Source organism: Frondihabitans sp. PhB161, assembly GCF_003814635.1.
In the GTDB taxonomy this organism is placed as follows: Bacteria; Actinomycetota; Actinomycetes; order Actinomycetales; family Microbacteriaceae; genus Frondihabitans.
This window is the reverse complement of sequence record NZ_RKQW01000001.1, coordinates 862,462-879,365: the sequence shown is the minus strand read 5'-3', so window position 1 is coordinate 879,365 and position 16,904 is coordinate 862,462. Positions and strand designations below refer to the sequence as shown.

Below are 16,904 nucleotides of genomic sequence, written 5' to 3'. Positions count from 1 at the left end.
TCGTGACTTCACGCCTTACTGTACCGCCGCACAAGCACCATGCCGAGATCGACGGGATCCGCGGCCTAGCCGTCTCCTTCGTCGTCCTTTTCCACCTCGGCGCCGGCGTGCGGGGCGGAGCAGTCGGCGTCGACGTCTTCTTCACCATCTCGGGCTTCGTCATCACCGCCGCGTTGCTCCGCGAGCTCGCGAGCACCGGCCGCGTCTCTCTTCCGGGGTTCGCTGCGCGCAGGATCCGCCGCCTCCTCCCTGCCGCCGCAGTCGTGACGGCTGCCACCCTCGTCGCGACCGGCACCCTGTGGTTTCAGCCGAGGTTCTTCCAGACCATCCTCGACGCTTTCGCCGCTGCCACCCTCGTCGAGAACTGGCACCTCATCGGTGCTGGCGCCTCGTACCTCCACGATCCGACACCGTCACCGCTGCAGCACCTCTGGTCGCTCGCCGTCGAGGAGCAGTTCTACCTCGCCTGGCCCCTCGTGGTGGTTCTTGCGGTGGTTGTCGGGCGCTCACGCAGGAGGATCCTGCTCCTCGTCGCGGGTGTCGCCATCCTCACGACGGCCGTCTCGATCGTCGTCGCGGCGTCGCTGACCGTGAGCTCGCCCAATGCGAGCTACTTCAACACGACGACCCGGCTGTGGGAGATCGCGCTCGGGTGCCTCTGCTGCGTCGCCTTGAACCGCCTCCGCCACCTCCCGGCCACGATCCGCACCTGGGCCTCGTCGGCGGGGGTCGCCCTCCTCGTCGTGATGCCGCTCGTCGTGCCGAGCGACTCCCTGCCCTGGCCCGGTGCCGCGCCCGCAGTGGTGGGCACCGCTCTCGTTCTCCTCTGCGGCCTCGGCGGCTCGGCACTGCCGTCACGTGCTCTGCGATTCGCTCCCCTCCGCTGGCTGGGCTTGCGCTCGTATTCCCTCTATCTGTGGCACTTCCCCTTGATCGTTGTCGCCACGAGTGTGATCGACATGACCCCGGCTCTCGCACTGGCGATCGCGGCCGCGACCCTTTTCCTGTCAGCCCTGACCTACCGGTACATCGAGGTCCCTTTCCAACGGCCGCGACGGGTCCTCTCGCCTGACCGCACACGGACACGGACACGACTGTCACCCCGGGCGACGGCGATTGCCGCCGTGGCCGCTTCGACATCCGCGGTGCTCATCGTCGGGTGCTTCGCGGTGGCTCAGGTACGCGGCCCAGGAAAGCTCGGCGATCCCGCGTTCGCCGCTTCGACCTTGGGCCTGATCGACCCAGCCCCGCCTCCGAGCACCCCACCCACCCTCGACGAGCTGCGCCGACAGCTCTCGAAAGCCTCCGCCGCCCGCTCCTGGCCCGCCGAGATTCGATCCCAACTCGATTCCGCGTTCACGAGCCGCCTTCCCCCGGCAATGGACAACGATTCAGGATGCCGTCATAACCCGGTCGAATCGACGCAGATCCCCCGAACCTGCAGCTGGGGCGACCCCAAGGCATCTCGGCGCGCTGTCGTGATCGGGGATTCCTCGGCTGCCGCCTGGACTCCCGCCGTAGCCGGGGCGCTCGTTCCCCTGGGCTGGCGAGTCGACGCCCTCTCCTTCTCCGGCTGCTCGTTCGTCTCCGTGTCGGCCACTCCGACCGGCCAGCCCTGGTTCGCCGAAGCCTGCGGAGCAAGCCGCGACACCATGTTCCGCCTCGCTCGGCAGCTCTCTGCCGACCTCGTGCTTCTCAGCGACAGCACCAACCTCCTCCCCTTCCTCGAGAGTGGAGCCCAGCGCGATGCCGCCGAGCGCGAGTGGCGCGACGGAACCACCGAGACGCTCAGGGCTCTCGACGCCCCCGATCGCGCTCTCGTCCTGTTGCCCGCGCCACCCAAAGGCCCCTCGCCGGCGATCTGCACGACACGCCTCTCCGCTCCCTCCGCGTGCCTCGCAAGCCCGCCGTCCAACTACCACCTGAAGCGAGACGCCGAATCGAAGGCTGCCGCCGCCGCCCGAAAGACTGGCGTCGACGCGCACTACATCGACACGCTGCCCTGGTTCTGCACGGGCACGCGATGCCCTCTCTTCGCCGGAACCAACCTCATCCGCGGCGACGCTTCCCATCTCAGCGAGCGCATGTCGCGTGCGCTGAGCGACATCCTGCGAGAGGCACTCGACCGGCTAGACGTAGTACCTCGGAGGTGACTCCGACAATCCGAACTCCCCCGTCAGCTGTCCACCCCGCCTTCACCACGAAAGCACCGGTATGCAAGCACCCTTCCAATTACTCTTCGTCTGCACGGGCAACATCTGCCGGTCGCCCTACGCCGAGCTCCTGCTCCGCGAGCGCCTGGGCAGCCCGCCCTTCGTTGCCGTTGCAAGCCTCGGCATCAGCGCGGCCGAGGGCGCGCCGATACCCGAGCCAATGATCGCTCTGGCAACGGCGCGCGGGCTGATACCCGGTCACCACCGAGGCACCCAGGCCACCGCGGGCGCACTCCTCGGGGCCGACCTGATCATCGCGCTCGACCGCCACAACCGCGGCCGGGTCGTCTCAATGGCTCCACGGACGAACCGCTACACCGTGACGCTGCGCGAGTTCGACCGTCTCGCGCAGGCCGTCACCGACGACGACGTCCGAGATCTCGACGTGCGATCGGGCAACGATCCAGCAGAGCGGCTCCGCGGGGTGACCCGCACGGTCCTCGCTCTGCGAGGCTCCGTCCCACCGCCACCCACACCCGAGTTCGACGACGTCGTCGACCCGTTCGGGCTCTCCGACGCGGTCTATCGCCAAGCCGTCGCCGAGATCGAGCCGGCCATCGAGACGCTCGCCAGCCTCCTGCGCCGCGCGGTCGCAGCCCCCTGAGCTCGTGGCGGCTCAGCCTGCCGCGGGTCGCGGAAAGCTCACGTGCTGCAGCACCCAGGCGTGCATGACGACTGCCGCGGCGGCAGAAGCGTTGATGCTTCGCGTCGACCCGAACTGCACGATCTCGAGGATCGCGTCGGCCGCCGCGATCGCCTCGGGTGAGAGCCCGGGGCCCTCCTGCCCGAAGAGCAGAACGCACGTCTCGGGCAGATCGAACGTCTCGATGGGAACGGAGCCTTCGACGTTGTCTATCGCGAGCACCGGGATCCTGCGCTCTTTTGCCCAGGCAATGAAAGTCTCGACGTCGGGGTGGTTGATGACGTTCTGATAACGGTCGGTCACCATGGCTCCGCGCTTGTTCCAGCGACGACGACCGATGATGTGGACCGTGTCGGCACCGAACGCGTTGGCGCTGCGCACGATCGAGCCGATGTTCATGTCGTGCTGCCAGTTCTCGATGGCGACGTGAAAGGGGTGCCGGTGCTCGTCAAGGTCGGCGACGATCGCCTCCATCGACCAGTAGCGGTATCGGTCGATGACGTTCCGGGTGTCACCGCCCCGGAGGAGGTCGGGGTCGTAGTGCGCGTCGCGCGGCCAGTCCGCTTCGCCGCCCGGCCACGGCCCGACGCCGTAGGTGGTCTGCTCGGGGCTCGTTGCGGGTTCGTCGGTCACGCAGTCCAGTCTTCCAGGCCGTCCGCCCACGGCAGGCCGCTACTGTGAGCCCATGGCGACTCGTGACGAAGTGGAATGCTGGCTGACCGACATGGACGGCGTGCTCGTCCACGAGAACCAGGCCCTTCCGGGTGCCTCTGAGCTGATCCAGCAGTGGCAGAACGAGGGAACGCCCTATCTCGTCTTGACGAACAACTCGATCTTCACGCCGCGCGATCTGTCCGCTCGCCTTCGCGCCTCCGGTCTCGAGGTGCCCGAAGATCGGATCTGGACGAGTGCCCTGGCCACAGCCGACTTCTGCCGCTCGCAGATGCCGGGGGGCTCCGCGTTCGTCATCGGCGAGGCCGGCATGACGACGGCCCTGCACGAGGCGGGGTTCATCATGACCGAGACGGCACCCGACTACGTCGTCGTGGGCGAGACGCGCAACTACTCGTTCGAGGCGATCACGAAGGCGGCCCGGCTGATCATGGGCGGGGCCCGCTTCATCGTGACGAACCCCGATGCAACCGGCCCCAGCGCCGAGGGGATCCTGCCCGCCACGGGAGCCATCGCCGCCATGATCACCAAGGTCACCGGCAAAGAGCCTTACATCGTGGGCAAGCCGAACCCGATGATGTTCCGTTCGGCAATGAACAGGATCGGCGCCCACTCCGAGAACACAGCCATGATCGGCGACCGCATGGACACCGACATCATCGCCGGTATCGAAGCGGGGCTCCACACGATCCTCGTGCTCACGGGCATCAGCGACCGCGCCGAGATCGACCGCTACCCGTTCCGCCCCACCGAGGTGCTGAACGGCGTGCACGAGCTCGTGCGCTCAGAGCCGGTCGCCTACGATCTCGGCGATGCCGAGGGCAACCTGTAGTCGGGCTCTACGGCGCCAGGCTGCTCGACAGTTGGTCGCCGCCGGTGCGGTTCACGAAGCAGTAAAACGTCCGCGAACCCGCCGCCCACTCCTCCGCGGTCGACGGGAAGCTGTCTGACACCTGCACGTCGGTGTAGGCCTGTGCGGCGCTCAGGTTGATGGCCTTATCGGACTGGCACTGCGGCGAGACCTGCGCCTCGAGAGCCGCAGCACCCGGGTAGGTCGACCCGGCGGCCCCGTCGAGCGTTCCGACGTAGACGAGCTGGGCGACGTGGGGCGTCCCGCAGTCGACGACGGTGTAGCTCGACTGCCAGGCGTCGGTGAACGCCGACAGGCACTCGCCGCCACCGAGTTCGGTATAGGGATGCACGCCGGGCGCCGCGAGGCCCGAAGCCGCGGTCGCCTTCGGAGTAGGCGTGCTGCTCACCTTCGGTGTGGCTTTCGACGTGCTGGTCGCGGTCGCCTTCGGAGTGGCCGTGGCGATCGGTGCGGCCGTCGAGTCGGACCCCCCGGCCAGAACCCGCCCGAAGAAGAAGAGCGCTGCGAGCACGACGATGAAGGCGACGGCGATTCCGACGAAGAGCAGGATCCGGCGGCGTCCGGCATCCGATCCCCCACCCCCCTGCGCGCGCGGGCGGACCGCGGCCGGCGTCGCCGTCGATGCGGTCGGCGCTACGGGCGCGGCCGAAGCCCAGGCCGCGGGCGCCTTCGAAACGTCGATCGGCGTGATGGTCCGCGAGCTGGCTCCTCCGAACGGCAGCGGACGCTCCGTCGGCGTCACCGGCACCACGCGCGTCGGCACGTCGGGCGTGACGGTCGACACGGGCGTGACAGGCACCACGGGCGTCGCGGGGGTCGCAGGCACCACGGGGGGTACGAAGGCGACGGTCGGCGCATCATTCGGAGCCGGGTCGGGCCGGGCGAAAGCGGCGTCGGTCTCTGCCGGTACGGCCGACATCGCCTGCGTGACAGGAAGCTCAGGATCCACCGGCTCGTCCGCCCAGGCACCGTCCGGTCCGCCCGGCGGCAGATCGTCTGCCGCGGGGTCGGCGACCTCGGGGCGGGCGTCCTCCCCAAACAGCGCAGCCACGGCATCGACGTCGTCGGCCGGGTCGAGGGGCTCGGCACCGGGCTGTTCGACAGAGGGCCGAACCGAGTCCGGCAGCTCGTCTTGGTCCGGCACAGCTGCAGCCGCGGAGGCAGTCGGGGTCGCCGCCGGCTCGGGCTCGAGGTCGTCGAGCGACCACACGACCGGCGCGGCGACCGTCGGCGTCTCGTCCCTTGTCACTGCATCAGGTACCGACGCCACGGGCTCAGGCGCCGACGTCACGGGCTCAGGCCTGACCGGCTCGGGCGCAGCGGGCTCAGGCATGAGAGGCTCAGGCTCACGCGAGGCCGGTTCGACGGGCGGCAGATCCGTCCAATCGAAGCGGGAGGGCTCGCTCGACGTCGCCGCATCGGCCGGGGGCACCGAGATGAGCTCCGTGAACGAGGCAGCACGAGCGGGCGGGGATTCGGAACTCGCGGGAGCGGGATCCTGCGGGGGAACGACGTGGACGGGAGCGGTCGGGGTCGCCCCGAAGACCGCGCCGAAGTCGGAGGTGGGCGTCTCTCCGCGGCCGTCGTGCGCCGGCAGTGCCGACGTGTCAAGGGGTTCGGCGACGGTCGGGGTCGAGAGACTCCAGGGTTCGGGGGCGTCGGCCGATCGGTCTTCGTCGAGCGCGTCGTCGCGCTGGCCGCGGAGGGCCGAGAGATCGAGCGACATCGGGTGGGGTGACTCGGGAGACGCCGGTGTGGCGGCCGAAGGCGGGACAGGCAGGGGTGCTGCGGGGGTCACGGGCGGCTCGACCCGAGCGGAATGCCGCGGCGGACGCGGCTCGCCGAAGAAGGCCTCGGCACTCGGCAGCCGACGCGGAACGATCGGAACGGTCTGCGAGGCGTCGGGCTCGGTGGGGGTGGCGGGAACAGCGGATTCGCGTGCTGCCGGGGGCGGCGTCGCGGATCCTGTGCCCTCCGCCTCGGGATCGTCGCCCGGGCGACGCTCGTCGCTCACGGCTCCAACCCGAGGTCGTCCAGACTGATAGCTGCGAAGTACGGGTAGCCGGCCGCCTCGATCACCTCTCGGGCACCGGTGGATCGATCGACCACGACCGCGACTCCGACGACGACTGCGCCCACCTTCTCGAGCGCCTCGATCGCCTTCAGCGGCGAGCCGCCGGTCGTCGAGGTGTCTTCGAGCACGATGACGCGCTTGCCGTCGAGCTCCGGGCCTTCGACCTGGCGACCGCGACCGTGGTCTTTGGGCTCTTTGCGCACGACGAAGGCGTCGTAGTCTTTGCCGGCGGCGGCGCCCTGGTGCAGAACCGCGGTGGCGATGGGGTCGGCGCCCATGGTGAGACCGCCCACGGCGAAGACGTCGGGCACCTCGTCGATGAGGTCGACCATCACCTGGCCGATCAACGGGGCCACCCGGTGATCGAGGCTGACCTTGCGCAGATCGACGTAGTACGACGCCTTCTTGCCGCTGGTCAGCGTGAAGTCTCCGTGGAAAACGGCGAGTTCGCTGATGTAGTCGATGAGCTTCTGGCGTACGTCGGTCACGCCCACATGGTACCCGGCCCCTCTCCACGGCCTCACGCCCCGTTCGCGGGGCGGCTGGACACCGGTGTCGCCGGCTCTTAGTAGCGTGGGTGCATGCGAGTCGCCACCTGGAACGTCAACTCCATTCGAGCCCGTGCGGGCCGCGTCGTCGATTGGCTCGTGCGCGAAGACGTCGACGTGCTCGGCATGCAAGAGCTGAAGTGCAAACCGGAGCAGTTTCCGTACGACGTCTTCCAGGAGGCCGGGTACGACGTCGAGCTGCACGGCCTGTCGCAGTGGAACGGCGTCGGCTTCGCCAGCCGCCTCCCGATGGACGACGTCGAGATCACCTTCCCGTCGCAGCCCGGCTTCGCCAAGGGCGTCGAGTCGTCCGAGGCGCCAAAAGAGGCCCGAGCGATCGGCGTCACCGTCGACGGCGTCCGGCTCTGGAGCCTGTACGTGCCGAACGGTCGCGAACTCGACGACCCGCACTACGTCTACAAGCTCGACTGGCTGGCCAAGCTCCGCGACGAGACCGGGGGCTGGATCAAGGCCAACCCCGAGCAGCCGCTCGCGCTGATGGGCGACTGGAATGTGGCGCCGCTCGACTCCGACGTATGGGATCCCGCGGTCTTCGAAGGCCACACCCACACCAGCCCGGCCGAACGCGACGCATTCGCCGCCTTCCAGACGAAGGGGCTGCTGACCGACGTCGTTCGGCCGCGCCTCCCCGAGGGCTACACCTACTGGGATTACAAGCAGCTTCGTTTTCCGCGCAACGAGGGCATGCGGATCGACTTCATCCTCGGCTCGAAGCCGTTCGCCGACCTCGTCACGAGCGCGCGCATCGACCGCAACGAGCGCAAGGGTGATGCGCCGAGCGACCACGTGCCCGTCGTCGTCGACCTCGATGTCGACCCGGGTGACGACGACGATCGGCCAATGATCTTCTGATTTGTTCAGGGGCTATGAATTCGACGGAGACGTCTGCAGAGCCAATGACGATCACGTTGTCGGAGTGTGCACCCGGGAGTAACTCCGGCGAATTCATGATCCGGGTGGCCAGGATCGTCACACCGACGTGTGCCGCGGCGAGCGCGATTCGGTGCCGCGCGGCGGCTACGAGGGCCGGCGACTGGCGGACGTTGAGCGGACTGGGAGACGCGCCGCGGCGCAGCGGCTAGTCCGCAGCACGTCTGAGAAGGAGCGGGCGGGCCTACTTTAAGAGGGCCGCGACGACGACGAGCACGGGCACCGCGGCAATCGTCGTGATCAATACCGTGTCCCGCGCCACGACCACCCCCGTCTGATAGCGCTGCGCGTAGTTGAACGCGTTCTGCGCACTCGGCAGCCCGGCGAGCACCACCGTCACGAAGAGCTCGTCGTGCCCGAAGTCGAACACGAAAGCGCCGAGGATCCACGCCACAACGGGCATCACCACGACCTTGAGTGCGCTCTCGACGAGTACGTCCACCCGCGCGCTCCCCGCCTGCAGCGGCTTCTGCCCGTGCAGCGACATGCCGAACGAGATCAGCACGACCGGCACGGCGGCGGCACCGATCAACGCGAACGGTTCGAGCACGTCGGTGGGAATGCGGATGTCGAACACCGAGACGAGCACGCCGAGGAGAGAGGCGATGAGGAGGGGATTGCGGAACGGGCGCGTCACGGTGGCCAAGCGGCTGCTGCCGGATCCTCGGTTCGTCGACACGTCCATGATCGTCAGCACGACCGGCGTCAGAATCAGCAGCTGAAAGAGCAGGACCGGGGCTACATAGGTGGCACTCCCCAAGACGTACACGGCGACGGGGATGCCGATGTTGTTGGCGTTGACGTAGGCCCCCGCCATCGTGCCCATGGTGGTCTCGGGCACCGAGCGACGAAGCACGAGCCGCAGCACCACGATCGAGATCGCCGCCGCGGTGAGCGCCGCGAGGGTCGACACGATCAAGATGGGCGAGAACAGCACGTGCACGTCGGCCTTCGAGATGGTCGTGAAGAGCAGGCACGGGGTGAGCACGAAGAAGACGAGTTGGCTGAGCACGCGGTGCCCTTGCGGTCCGAGCAGATCGATGCGCCCGACGACGTACCCGATCAGAATGACCGCGCCGATGATTGCGAACCCGATCAGAACTCCAGCCATACTCCCCAGTCTGGTGGCTGCGGCGTTAGCCTCGAGCCATGGCTAAGACTGTTTTCAACGGGGGCACATTCGCCTACGAGCTCGACGGAGAGCCGAACGCTCCGGCTCTGGTGCTGATCCACGCGGGGGTGGCGACGCGGCGGATGTGGGATCCGATCGTGCCGGGTCTGGCCCAGAACCACAGGATCCTGCGCTACGACACCCGGGGTTTCGGTGACACGGCAACCGACGACGTCCACTTCTCGGAGGTCGACGACCTTCTCGCCGTGATGGGCGCCGCGGGCATCGACCGGGCCACCCTCATCGGCGCTTCCCGCGGGGGCCGGATCGCGATCGACGCCGTCGTCGAGCACCCCGACCGCTTCACCGGCCTTGTCACCGTCGGGTCGGTGCCGAGCGGTTTTCCGGAGGTCGAGATGACCGAGCGCGAGAACGAGTTGTTCGACGAACTCGACGCCCTGCTGGCAGCGGGAGACCACACGCAACTCAATCGCGTCGAGGCCGCGCTCTGGGCCGCGGGGCCGACGCGAGACCTGCTCGAACTCGAACCGGCGTTTCTCGAGCAGGCCTACGCACTCAATGCGGCCAATCTGCCGCACCTGACCGAGGCACCCAAGCCCGTCCCCCTCGAGTCTCCGGCCTACTACCGCACCGTCGACATCGAGCTGCCCGCGCTCATCGTCGTCGGCGAGCACGACCTCTCGGGCGAGTTGGCCGCGACCGAGTACCTCCTCTCGACCGTCCCCGACTCGTCGGGGGCGCGGTTTCCCGACTCGGCGCACTTGCCGAGCGTCGAGCGCCCCGATGAATTCGTCAGGATCCTGAACACCTGGCTCGAATCTCGACAGCTCTAGTCTGGATGTCTGAGGTGTGACATACCATGTTGTCTATGGGAGTCACTACCTCGCAACCACGTCGCGCCCTTACAGCCCTGCTCGGCATCGTTGCCCTCTGCACTGTGGCCGGCCTCCTCGTCAGCGTCGCCATCACGCCCGGCGTTGCGGTGGCCGGTCAAGCAGCCTCGGGTGCGATTAGCGCCTTCGATCAGGTCCCCGACTATATCGAGATCGGCAAACTGCAGCAGCGCAATGTCGTCTACGCGCACAAGGGTGGCCAGGAGGTGCCGCTGGCCACCCTCTACAGCGAGAACCGCGTGACGGTCGGGTGGAACGACGTCTCCAAAAACCTGAAGAACGCCGCGGTCGCGGGTGAAGACCGGCGCTTCTTCGAGCACGGTGCCGTCGATCTCAACTCGCTCGTCCGGGCGGGTGTCGGCAGCCTGGCGACGAAAGAGCTCGGGTCGGCGGGTGGCGGCTCGACCCTGTCGATGCAGCTGGTTCGCAACATCCTCGTGGCGAAGGCCATGTCGCTCGACACGGAGAAGGCCCGTCAGAAGGCCTATGCAAAAGCCACCGAGAAGTCGACGGCTCGCAAGATCGCCGAGATGAAGCTCGCAATCGGTCTCGAGAAGAAATACAGCAAGAAAGAGATCCTGCTCGCCTACCTCAACATCGTCTATTTCGGCGATCAGGCGTACGGCGTCGAGGCGGCGGCCCAGCACTACCTCGGCAAGAGCTCCAAGACGCTGACGCCGGCCGAGGCGGCCAGTCTCATCGCGACCGTCCAGTACCCCGAAAGCCGCAACCTCTCCTCACCGAAGCACTACAAGGCCAATAAGGCTCGGCGCGACGTGATCCTCCGGTCGATGGCGAACGAAAAGATGATGTCGAAGGCGTCGCTCACGAAGGCCCTCAAAGCGCGCATCGGTTCGTACGTCCATCTCACCCCCGCGACGCAGGGCTGCATGGCGGTGACGGAGGCCGGAGCCCAGCAGTGGTGCGACCTGATCCGCCGCGTCGTGAAGACGCTTCCGGCCCTGGGCAAGACGGCCGCCGACCGCGACCGCAACTGGCGACTCGGCGGATACGAGATCCACACCTCGCTCGATCTCGATCTCACGGCGAAGGCGAAAGAGCTGGTCGACACCTACGCCCCCAAAACCGAGACTCGATACGCGCTGGGTGCCGTGGCCACCTCCGTCGAGGCGGGCACCGGGCGCGTCATCGTGATGGCCCAGAACAAAGACTTCGACGACACCCTCCGGGGCGGCGGGCCCGGCACGACCGCGGTCAACTACGCCGTCGACGAGAAGTGGGGCAGCTCAACCGGCTTTCAACCCGGGTCGACCTACAAACCCTTCACACTTCTCGACTGGCTGAAGAAGGGCCACAGCCTGTACGACACGGTCAATGCGACTCCGCGCGACTTCAGCCCGATGACCGCCTGCGGGGCTCCCGACTACACCCGCTTCGACCCCATGAACGACGACTTCGGCAACCCGGGCACGGTCACAGCCCTCCAGGCCACGATCCGCTCGATCAACACGGGCTACGCGGCGATGGCCCAGAAGCTCGACCTCTGCGACATCCGCGACACCGCCAAGTCGCTCGGCGTCCACCCCGCCGACGGCGGCAAGCTCTCCGCCTATCCGTCGTCCGTCATCGGCTCCGGCAACACCGTCGCTCCGCTCACCATGGCAGCGGCCTTCGCCGCCATCGCCAACGGCGGCACCTACTGCGAACCGACGTTCATCGACTCGATGGTCGACGACGCCGGCACGACCCTTCGCGGCCAGACGACGAAGTGCGAGCAGGTCATCGACGCCGATGTCGTAGCCAAGGCCGCGGTGGCGATGCAGGGGGTCTTCGCGTCGGGCACGGCGACCTCCGCCAACCCGCGCGACGGCGTGCCGATCCTCGGCAAGACCGGAACGACCGACCACGCCGAACAGACCTGGCTCGTCGGCGGCTCGTCGAAGGTCGTCACGGCCTCCTGGATCGGCAACATCGAGGGCCACCAAAACCAGTACCGCATCTATGGCACCTACGGCGCGATGAACGTGCAGCGGCTGAACATCTGGCGCGGCCTGCAGTCGGCCATCAACGTTGCCTACGGCGGAGACGCCTTCGCGGCAGCGGCGCCCGAATACCGTCCCCGCACCACCCCGCTGCCGCTCGGCGCCGACGAGACCGAGGGTGAGCCCGACGGCGAGCTCGACAAGACCGGCGACGGTAACGACGACAGCAACGGCACAGCCCCGGCGCCTCAGAACGACGAGCCGGCTGCCCCACCGACGTCAGGCACCGAGCCGGCCCCCACCGCGCCCGCGCCCACCCCGCCGGGCAACGAGTAGGTCGGCCCTCTCTTCGTGAGAGAGACTGGGCAGGTGACTCCTCTGCACGATCCCGCACTTCACTCGTTCGCCTCCGACAACTACTCGGGCGCCCACCCCGAGGTCATTCAGGCGCTGGCCGACGCGAACGGCGGCCACGTCGCCTCCTACGGCGCCGACCCCTACACGGCGCGATTCAGCGAACTCGTCGAGCAGCACTTCGGCGCCGGCTCGACCGTCTACCCCGTCCTCACCGGCACGGGCGCCAACGTGGCCGCCCTCCAGGCGCTCGTTCCGCGCTGGGGCGCCGTCATCTGCGCATCGACCGCGCACATCTACACCGACGAGGGTGGGGCTCCCGAGCGCCTGGGCGGGCTGAAACTCCTCTCCGTTCCGACCACCGACGGCAAGCTGACACCCGATCTGATCGACCGGCAAGCCTACGGGTGGGGCGACCAGCAGCGCCCGCAGCCCCTGGCCGTCTCGATCACACAGACGACCGAGATGGGAACGGCCTACTCGGTCTCCGAAATCAGGGCGATCACGCAACACGCGCACTCCCTCGGCATGACGGTGCACCTCGACGGTGCACGAATCGCCAACGCCGCAGCGAGCACCGGGGCCACACTCCAGCAGATGACGCGCGACGCCGGAGTCGACGCGGTCTCGTTCGGCGGCACCAAAAACGGCCTCCTCATCGGCGAGTCGGTCGTCTCGCTGAGCGACGCGGGTCTCGAGGGCATCACATACATCCGCAAGATGGACGCGCAGCTCCCCTCGAAGATGCGCTTCGTGTCGGCCCAGTTCGTGGCACTCCTCGAGGGTGATCTCTGGCTCCGGTCAGCGCAGCACGCCAACGCACTCGCGCTCCGCCTTCGCGACGCGCTCGTCGACCTCCCCGGCGTCACGATCACGCAGGCGGTCGAAGCCAACGCCGTCTTCGTGGTCCTCCCGAAACCGATCATCGAGACGGTCCGCGCCGAACACCGGTTCTACGACTGGAACAGAGAGACGGGCGAGGTGCGACTGATGTGCTCCTTCGATACGACGACCGACGACGTCGATTCACTCGTGGCGTCGATCCGTCGCGAACTGGGCGTGCTCTCGTGACCGAGCCGTCGGATCCTTCGGGCATTCCCGTGCCTGCTACCAGCCCTGGCACGTCTCGCCCCGGGCTTCCCGCCGGGGCCGTCGCCCCGGGGCGTCCGGCCAAGCCGAAGCGACGCCCCCTCCGCACGGGCGACGTGGCAATCACAGCGATCTTCACGGCGATCCTGTACATCCTGGTGGCGGTCTATGTCGTCGAGGCACTGACACGGGCCGACTCAGCGGAGGGGTCGGTGCCGGGCGCCGCCCTCGCGAACGTCCTCGCCGAGTTCGCCCCGATCGGTCTCGCCGTCTTCGCGTCGGTGTTCGCCGGGCTTTTCGTCGCGCGACGCATTCTCGCCTTCTGGTTGCCCGTGGTGGCCGCGATCCTCGTCGTGGCGCTCTACTCGGTCACTCAGCAGATGATCGATTCGGCAGTCGTCTCGCACCTCGGTGGCTGAGGGCGCCGCGTCACGACATAAGCATGCGCGGGCATAGATACTGCGCCTAGGGTGTTCAGCAGACGAGTTCTCCTCGACGGTGCGGAGTCAGACTTCACTAGTTCAGGAGCAGCCATGACCATCACAGACCAGTCCGCCACCACGGTTCGCACCTCCGAGACCTCGGTGCCTCTCGTCGACCTTCTCGACGAGCGCTGGAGCCCCCGCTCCTTTGACCCGACCGCCACCGTCTCTGACGAGCAGGTGACGGCCCTGCTCGAGGCCGCGCGCTGGGCGCCGTCGGCCCTCAACCTGCAGCCGCGACGCTTCATCGTCGGGCGCCGCGGAACCGCGACCTTCGACACGATCCTCGCCAACCTGATGGGCTTCAACACGCTGTGGGCGGGCAACGCCGCCGCGCTCGTCGTGGCCATCGCCGAGACCGAGTCCGAAGAGGGCGACGCTCGCGCCGGGGCCCAGTACGACCTCGGGCTCGCGGTCTCGGCGCTGACGGTTCAGGCTCACGCCGAGGGCCTCCACGTGCACCAGATGGCCGGCATCGAGGTCGACGGACTCCGAGCCGCCTTCGACCTTCCCGCCCGCCTTCTGCCCGTCACCGTGAGCGCGGTCGGAGTCGTCGCCCCCGCCGACCAGCTCCCCGAGAAGCTGGCCGAGCGCGAGACGCTGCCCCGTACGCGCCTCGAGCTCGACGAGCTGGTTCTGCGCCGCGACTGATCGCGGGCGTCACGCGTACGAGCAGGGCCCGGGCACCGTTTGGCGCCCGGGCCCTTCTCTCACTCCGAGGCCGGGTCGGTCGGCTGCGGCGCCGGTGATGTCAGATCGGTCGGCTCCGACTTGACGACCGTCAGCGACTCGCCTCCTTCGGCCACGTCGACCAGAACCGTGTCGCCGTCGACGATCACACCGCCGAGCAGCGCTCGAGCGAGGTTGTCGTCGATCTGCCGCTGCATGAGTCGACGCAGCGGCCGGGCCCCATAGATGGGGTCGTAGCCGCGCTCCGCCAACCAGGCCCGGGCGTCCGGAGTCACTGCCAGCTCGAGACGACGATCCGAGAGCCTCCGGGCCAGTCGGTCGACGTACAGCGACACGATCTGCCCGAGGTCGTCTTGCGACAGTGTCGTGAACAGAACGATGTCGTCGAGCCGGTTCAAGAACTCCGGCTTGAAGGCCTGCCGCAGCGTCGCCTGGACGGCCTCCTCTTTCTGCTCCTGCGTCAGCACCGGGTCGACCAAGAACTGGCTGCCGATGTTCGAGGTCAGCACGAGGATCACGTTCCGGAAGTCGACCGTCCGCCCCTGGCCATCGGTGAGGCGTCCGTCGTCGAGCACCTGCAGCAGAATGTCGAAGACGTCGGGGTGCGCCTTTTCGACCTCGTCGAGCAGCACCACGCTGTACGGTCTCCGCCTCACCGCTTCGGTCAGCTGCCCGCCGGCCTCGTAGCCGACGTACCCGGGAGGCGCCCCGACCAGCCGCGACACCGTGTGTGCCTCGCCGTACTCCGACATGTCGATGCGGATCATCGCCTTCTCGTCGTCGAACAGGAACTCCGCGAGTGCGCGCGCCAACTCGGTCTTGCCGACGCCGGTCGGCCCGAGAAACAGGAACGAGCCCGTCGGGCGATCAGGATCCGAGATCCCGGCCCTGGTCCGCCGCACGGCCTCACTCACCGCCGTCACGGCCTCTCGCTGCCCGATGATCCTCCGCCCCAACTCGTTTTCGAGGTGCAGCAGTTTCTCGGTCTCGGCCGCGAGCAGCCGCCCGACCGGGATGCCCGTCCACGCCGCGACGACCTCCGCGATGTCGGCGTCGGTGACCTGGTCGTTGACCATCCGGTCACCCGACTCCTCGATGCTCTCGGCGTCGGCGATGCTCTTCTCGATCTCGGGGATTGTCTCGTAGTTGATCTTCGAGGCGTCTTGGTAGCGCCCCTCGCGCATGGCCCGATCGAGCTCGATGCGGGCTTCGTTCAGCTGCCCCTTGAGCTCACCCACGCCCTGGAGGGCAGCTTTCTCGGCCTGCCACCGACGATTGAGGTCGGCGTAGGTCTGCTGCCGCGCGGTCATCTCGTCGCGCAGGGCGTCGAGTCGGGCGCGGCTCGCGGGATCCTTCTCTTTTTTGAGCGCCAGCTCTTCGACCTGCATCCGCGCCAGGGAGCGGTAGAGCTCGTCGAGTTCAAGGGGGGATGAGTCGATCTCCATCTTGAGGCGGGATCCGGCCTCGTCGACCAGGTCGATCGCCTTGTCGGGCAGTTGCCGACCCGAGATGTAGCGGTTGCTGAGGGATGCGGCTGCGACGAGCGCGCTGTCGGCGATCGTGATGCCGTGGTGCGCCTCGTAGCGCTCCTTCAGGCCGCGGAGAATGGCGATCGTGTCTTCGACGCTGGGCTCGCCGACGTAGACCTGCTGAAAGCGGCGTTCGAGGGCGGCGTCTTTCTCGATGTACTGGCGGTACTCGTCGAGCGTCGTCGCGCCGATCAGCCGCAGCTCGCCGCGGGCCAGCATCGGCTTGAGCATGTTCGCCGCTGCCACCGATCCCTCGCCGCCGCCCGCACCCATGAGGGTGTGGAGCTCGTCGATGAACGTGATCACCTGGCCGTCGGATTCGGTGATCTCTTTGAGCACAGCCTTGAGGCGCTCCTCGAACTGGCCGCGGTACATGGCGCCGGCGACGAGCGCCGAGATGTCGAGTGAGATCAGCCTCTTGCCCTTGAGCGAGTCGGCCACGTCACCTGCGATGATCCGCTGTGCCAGGCCCTCTACGACCGCCGTCTTGCCGACGCCCGGCTCGCCGATGAGCACGGGGTTGTTCTTCGTGCGCCTGGTCAGCACCTGGCTGACGCGCCGGATCTCGGTGTCTCGCCCGATAACGGGGTCGAGCTTGCCGCTCGCCGCGATCGCCGTCAGATCGACGCCGTACTGCTCGAGGGCGCTCTTCTGCTTCTCGTCGGAGGCCGGCGCGCCTTGCATGTTCGCCATGAGTCACCTTTCGAAGTTGAGTTGATCCGACTCAAGTTTATTCGTCGGAGACCCGGCGCGCCACCACGCTTTTTAGCTCTGTTTGAGATATTTGGAGTGTAGATGTAATATTTATTTACTCCGTTCT

Annotated in this window: 14 protein-coding genes; 9 read left to right on the top strand and 5 right to left on the bottom strand. The window is 67.8% G+C overall.

The annotated features are described in order from the left end of the window. Window positions 1-2 precede the first annotated feature (2 nt). Together EDF39_RS04290 and EDF39_RS04285 are read left to right on the top strand one after the other, a co-directional pair. Entirely contained in the window at window positions 3-2,153 is a 2,151-nt protein-coding gene (locus tag EDF39_RS04290) for an acyltransferase family protein (RefSeq protein ID WP_123940771.1), read from the top strand. A gap of 61 nt (window positions 2,154-2,214) precedes the next feature. Next, entirely contained in the window at window positions 2,215-2,817 is a 603-nt protein-coding gene (locus EDF39_RS04285) for a low molecular weight phosphatase family protein (protein ID WP_123940769.1), read from the top strand. A gap of 12 nt (window positions 2,818-2,829) precedes the next feature. Here the strand turns inward: EDF39_RS04285 and EDF39_RS04280 are convergent, their stop codons facing one another. Next, window positions 2,830-3,489 carry a TrmH family RNA methyltransferase gene (locus EDF39_RS04280; RefSeq protein ID WP_123940767.1) on the bottom strand — a complete coding sequence of 220 codons (660 nt, stop codon included), beginning with the start codon at window positions 3,487-3,489 and terminating at the stop codon, window positions 2,830-2,832. A gap of 52 nt (window positions 3,490-3,541) precedes the next feature. Between EDF39_RS04280 and EDF39_RS04275 the strand changes: the two genes are divergently transcribed. Further along, complete coding sequence (locus EDF39_RS04275) at window positions 3,542-4,360, top strand: HAD-IIA family hydrolase (protein WP_123940765.1); 819 nt, start codon at window positions 3,542-3,544, stop codon at window positions 4,358-4,360. Between the two features lie 7 nt (window positions 4,361-4,367). Here EDF39_RS04275 and EDF39_RS04270 read toward each other — a convergent pair whose 3' ends face one another. Together EDF39_RS04270 and pyrE are read right to left on the bottom strand one after the other, a co-directional pair. Further along, on the bottom strand, window positions 4,368-6,413 hold the full coding sequence (locus EDF39_RS04270; RefSeq protein ID WP_123940763.1) for a septum formation family protein: 2,046 nt from the start codon (window positions 6,411-6,413) through the stop codon (window positions 4,368-4,370). Next, window positions 6,410-6,961 (bottom strand): orotate phosphoribosyltransferase, encoded by a 552-nt coding sequence (pyrE, locus tag EDF39_RS04265; protein ID WP_055962361.1) that lies wholly within the window; start codon window positions 6,959-6,961, stop codon window positions 6,410-6,412. The genes EDF39_RS04270 and pyrE overlap by 4 nt, the downstream gene beginning before the upstream one ends. Before the next feature lie 93 nt (window positions 6,962-7,054). Between pyrE and EDF39_RS04260 the strand changes: the two genes are divergently transcribed. Continuing rightward, window positions 7,055-7,894 carry an exodeoxyribonuclease III gene (locus tag EDF39_RS04260; RefSeq protein ID WP_123940761.1) on the top strand — a complete coding sequence of 280 codons (840 nt, stop codon included), beginning with the start codon at window positions 7,055-7,057 and terminating at the stop codon, window positions 7,892-7,894. Window positions 7,895-8,156: 262 nt separating this feature from the next. Here the strand turns inward: EDF39_RS04260 and EDF39_RS04255 are convergent, their stop codons facing one another. Continuing rightward, a complete protein-coding gene (locus tag EDF39_RS04255; RefSeq protein ID WP_123940759.1) occupies window positions 8,157-9,083 on the bottom strand; it encodes an AEC family transporter in 927 nt (308 codons plus the stop codon). Window positions 9,084-9,121: 38 nt separating this feature from the next. Between EDF39_RS04255 and EDF39_RS04250 the strand changes: the two genes are divergently transcribed. From EDF39_RS04250 to EDF39_RS04230, 5 genes are all read left to right on the top strand, one after another. Continuing rightward, window positions 9,122-9,937, top strand: coding sequence for an alpha/beta fold hydrolase (locus tag EDF39_RS04250; protein ID WP_123940757.1), 816 nt, complete (start codon window positions 9,122-9,124; stop codon window positions 9,935-9,937). A gap of 35 nt (window positions 9,938-9,972) precedes the next feature. Further along, complete coding sequence (locus EDF39_RS04245; RefSeq protein WP_158613154.1) at window positions 9,973-12,276, top strand: transglycosylase domain-containing protein; 2,304 nt, start codon at window positions 9,973-9,975, stop codon at window positions 12,274-12,276. A gap of 33 nt (window positions 12,277-12,309) precedes the next feature. Then, complete coding sequence (locus EDF39_RS04240; protein ID WP_233572963.1) at window positions 12,310-13,365, top strand: low specificity L-threonine aldolase; 1,056 nt, start codon at window positions 12,310-12,312, stop codon at window positions 13,363-13,365. Further along, window positions 13,362-13,802, top strand: coding sequence for a hypothetical protein (locus EDF39_RS04235; RefSeq protein WP_123940751.1), 441 nt, complete (start codon window positions 13,362-13,364; stop codon window positions 13,800-13,802). The genes EDF39_RS04240 and EDF39_RS04235 overlap by 4 nt, the downstream gene beginning before the upstream one ends. Window positions 13,803-13,916: 114 nt before the next feature. Further along, entirely contained in the window at window positions 13,917-14,516 is a 600-nt protein-coding gene (locus EDF39_RS04230) for a nitroreductase family protein (protein WP_123940749.1), read from the top strand. A 59-nt stretch (window positions 14,517-14,575) separates the two neighbouring features. Here the strand turns inward: EDF39_RS04230 and EDF39_RS04225 are convergent, their stop codons facing one another. After that, window positions 14,576-16,777, bottom strand: coding sequence for an ATP-dependent Clp protease ATP-binding subunit (locus EDF39_RS04225; RefSeq protein ID WP_123940747.1), 2,202 nt, complete (start codon window positions 16,775-16,777; stop codon window positions 14,576-14,578). Between the last annotated feature and the right edge of the window lie 127 nt (window positions 16,778-16,904).

What these genes read in the sequence shown, in the direction of transcription:
- EDF39_RS04275 (WP_123940765.1), top strand. Translation starts at nt 3,542, where the DNA reads ATGGCGACTCGTGACGAAGTGGAATGCTGGCTGACCGACATGGACGGC.
- EDF39_RS04225 (WP_123940747.1), bottom strand. Translation starts at nt 16,777, where the DNA reads ATGGCGAACATGCAAGGCGCGCCGGCCTCCGACGAGAAGCAGAAGAGC.
- EDF39_RS04255 (WP_123940759.1), bottom strand. Translation starts at nt 9,083, where the DNA reads ATGGCTGGAGTTCTGATCGGGTTCGCAATCATCGGCGCGGTCATTCTG.
- EDF39_RS04250 (WP_123940757.1), top strand. Translation starts at nt 9,122, where the DNA reads ATGGCTAAGACTGTTTTCAACGGGGGCACATTCGCCTACGAGCTCGAC.
- EDF39_RS04285 (WP_123940769.1), top strand. Translation starts at nt 2,215, where the DNA reads ATGCAAGCACCCTTCCAATTACTCTTCGTCTGCACGGGCAACATCTGC.
- EDF39_RS04245 (WP_158613154.1), top strand. Translation starts at nt 9,973, where the DNA reads ATGGGAGTCACTACCTCGCAACCACGTCGCGCCCTTACAGCCCTGCTC.
- EDF39_RS04230 (WP_123940749.1), top strand. Translation starts at nt 13,917, where the DNA reads ATGACCATCACAGACCAGTCCGCCACCACGGTTCGCACCTCCGAGACC.
- EDF39_RS04260 (WP_123940761.1), top strand. Translation starts at nt 7,055, where the DNA reads ATGCGAGTCGCCACCTGGAACGTCAACTCCATTCGAGCCCGTGCGGGC.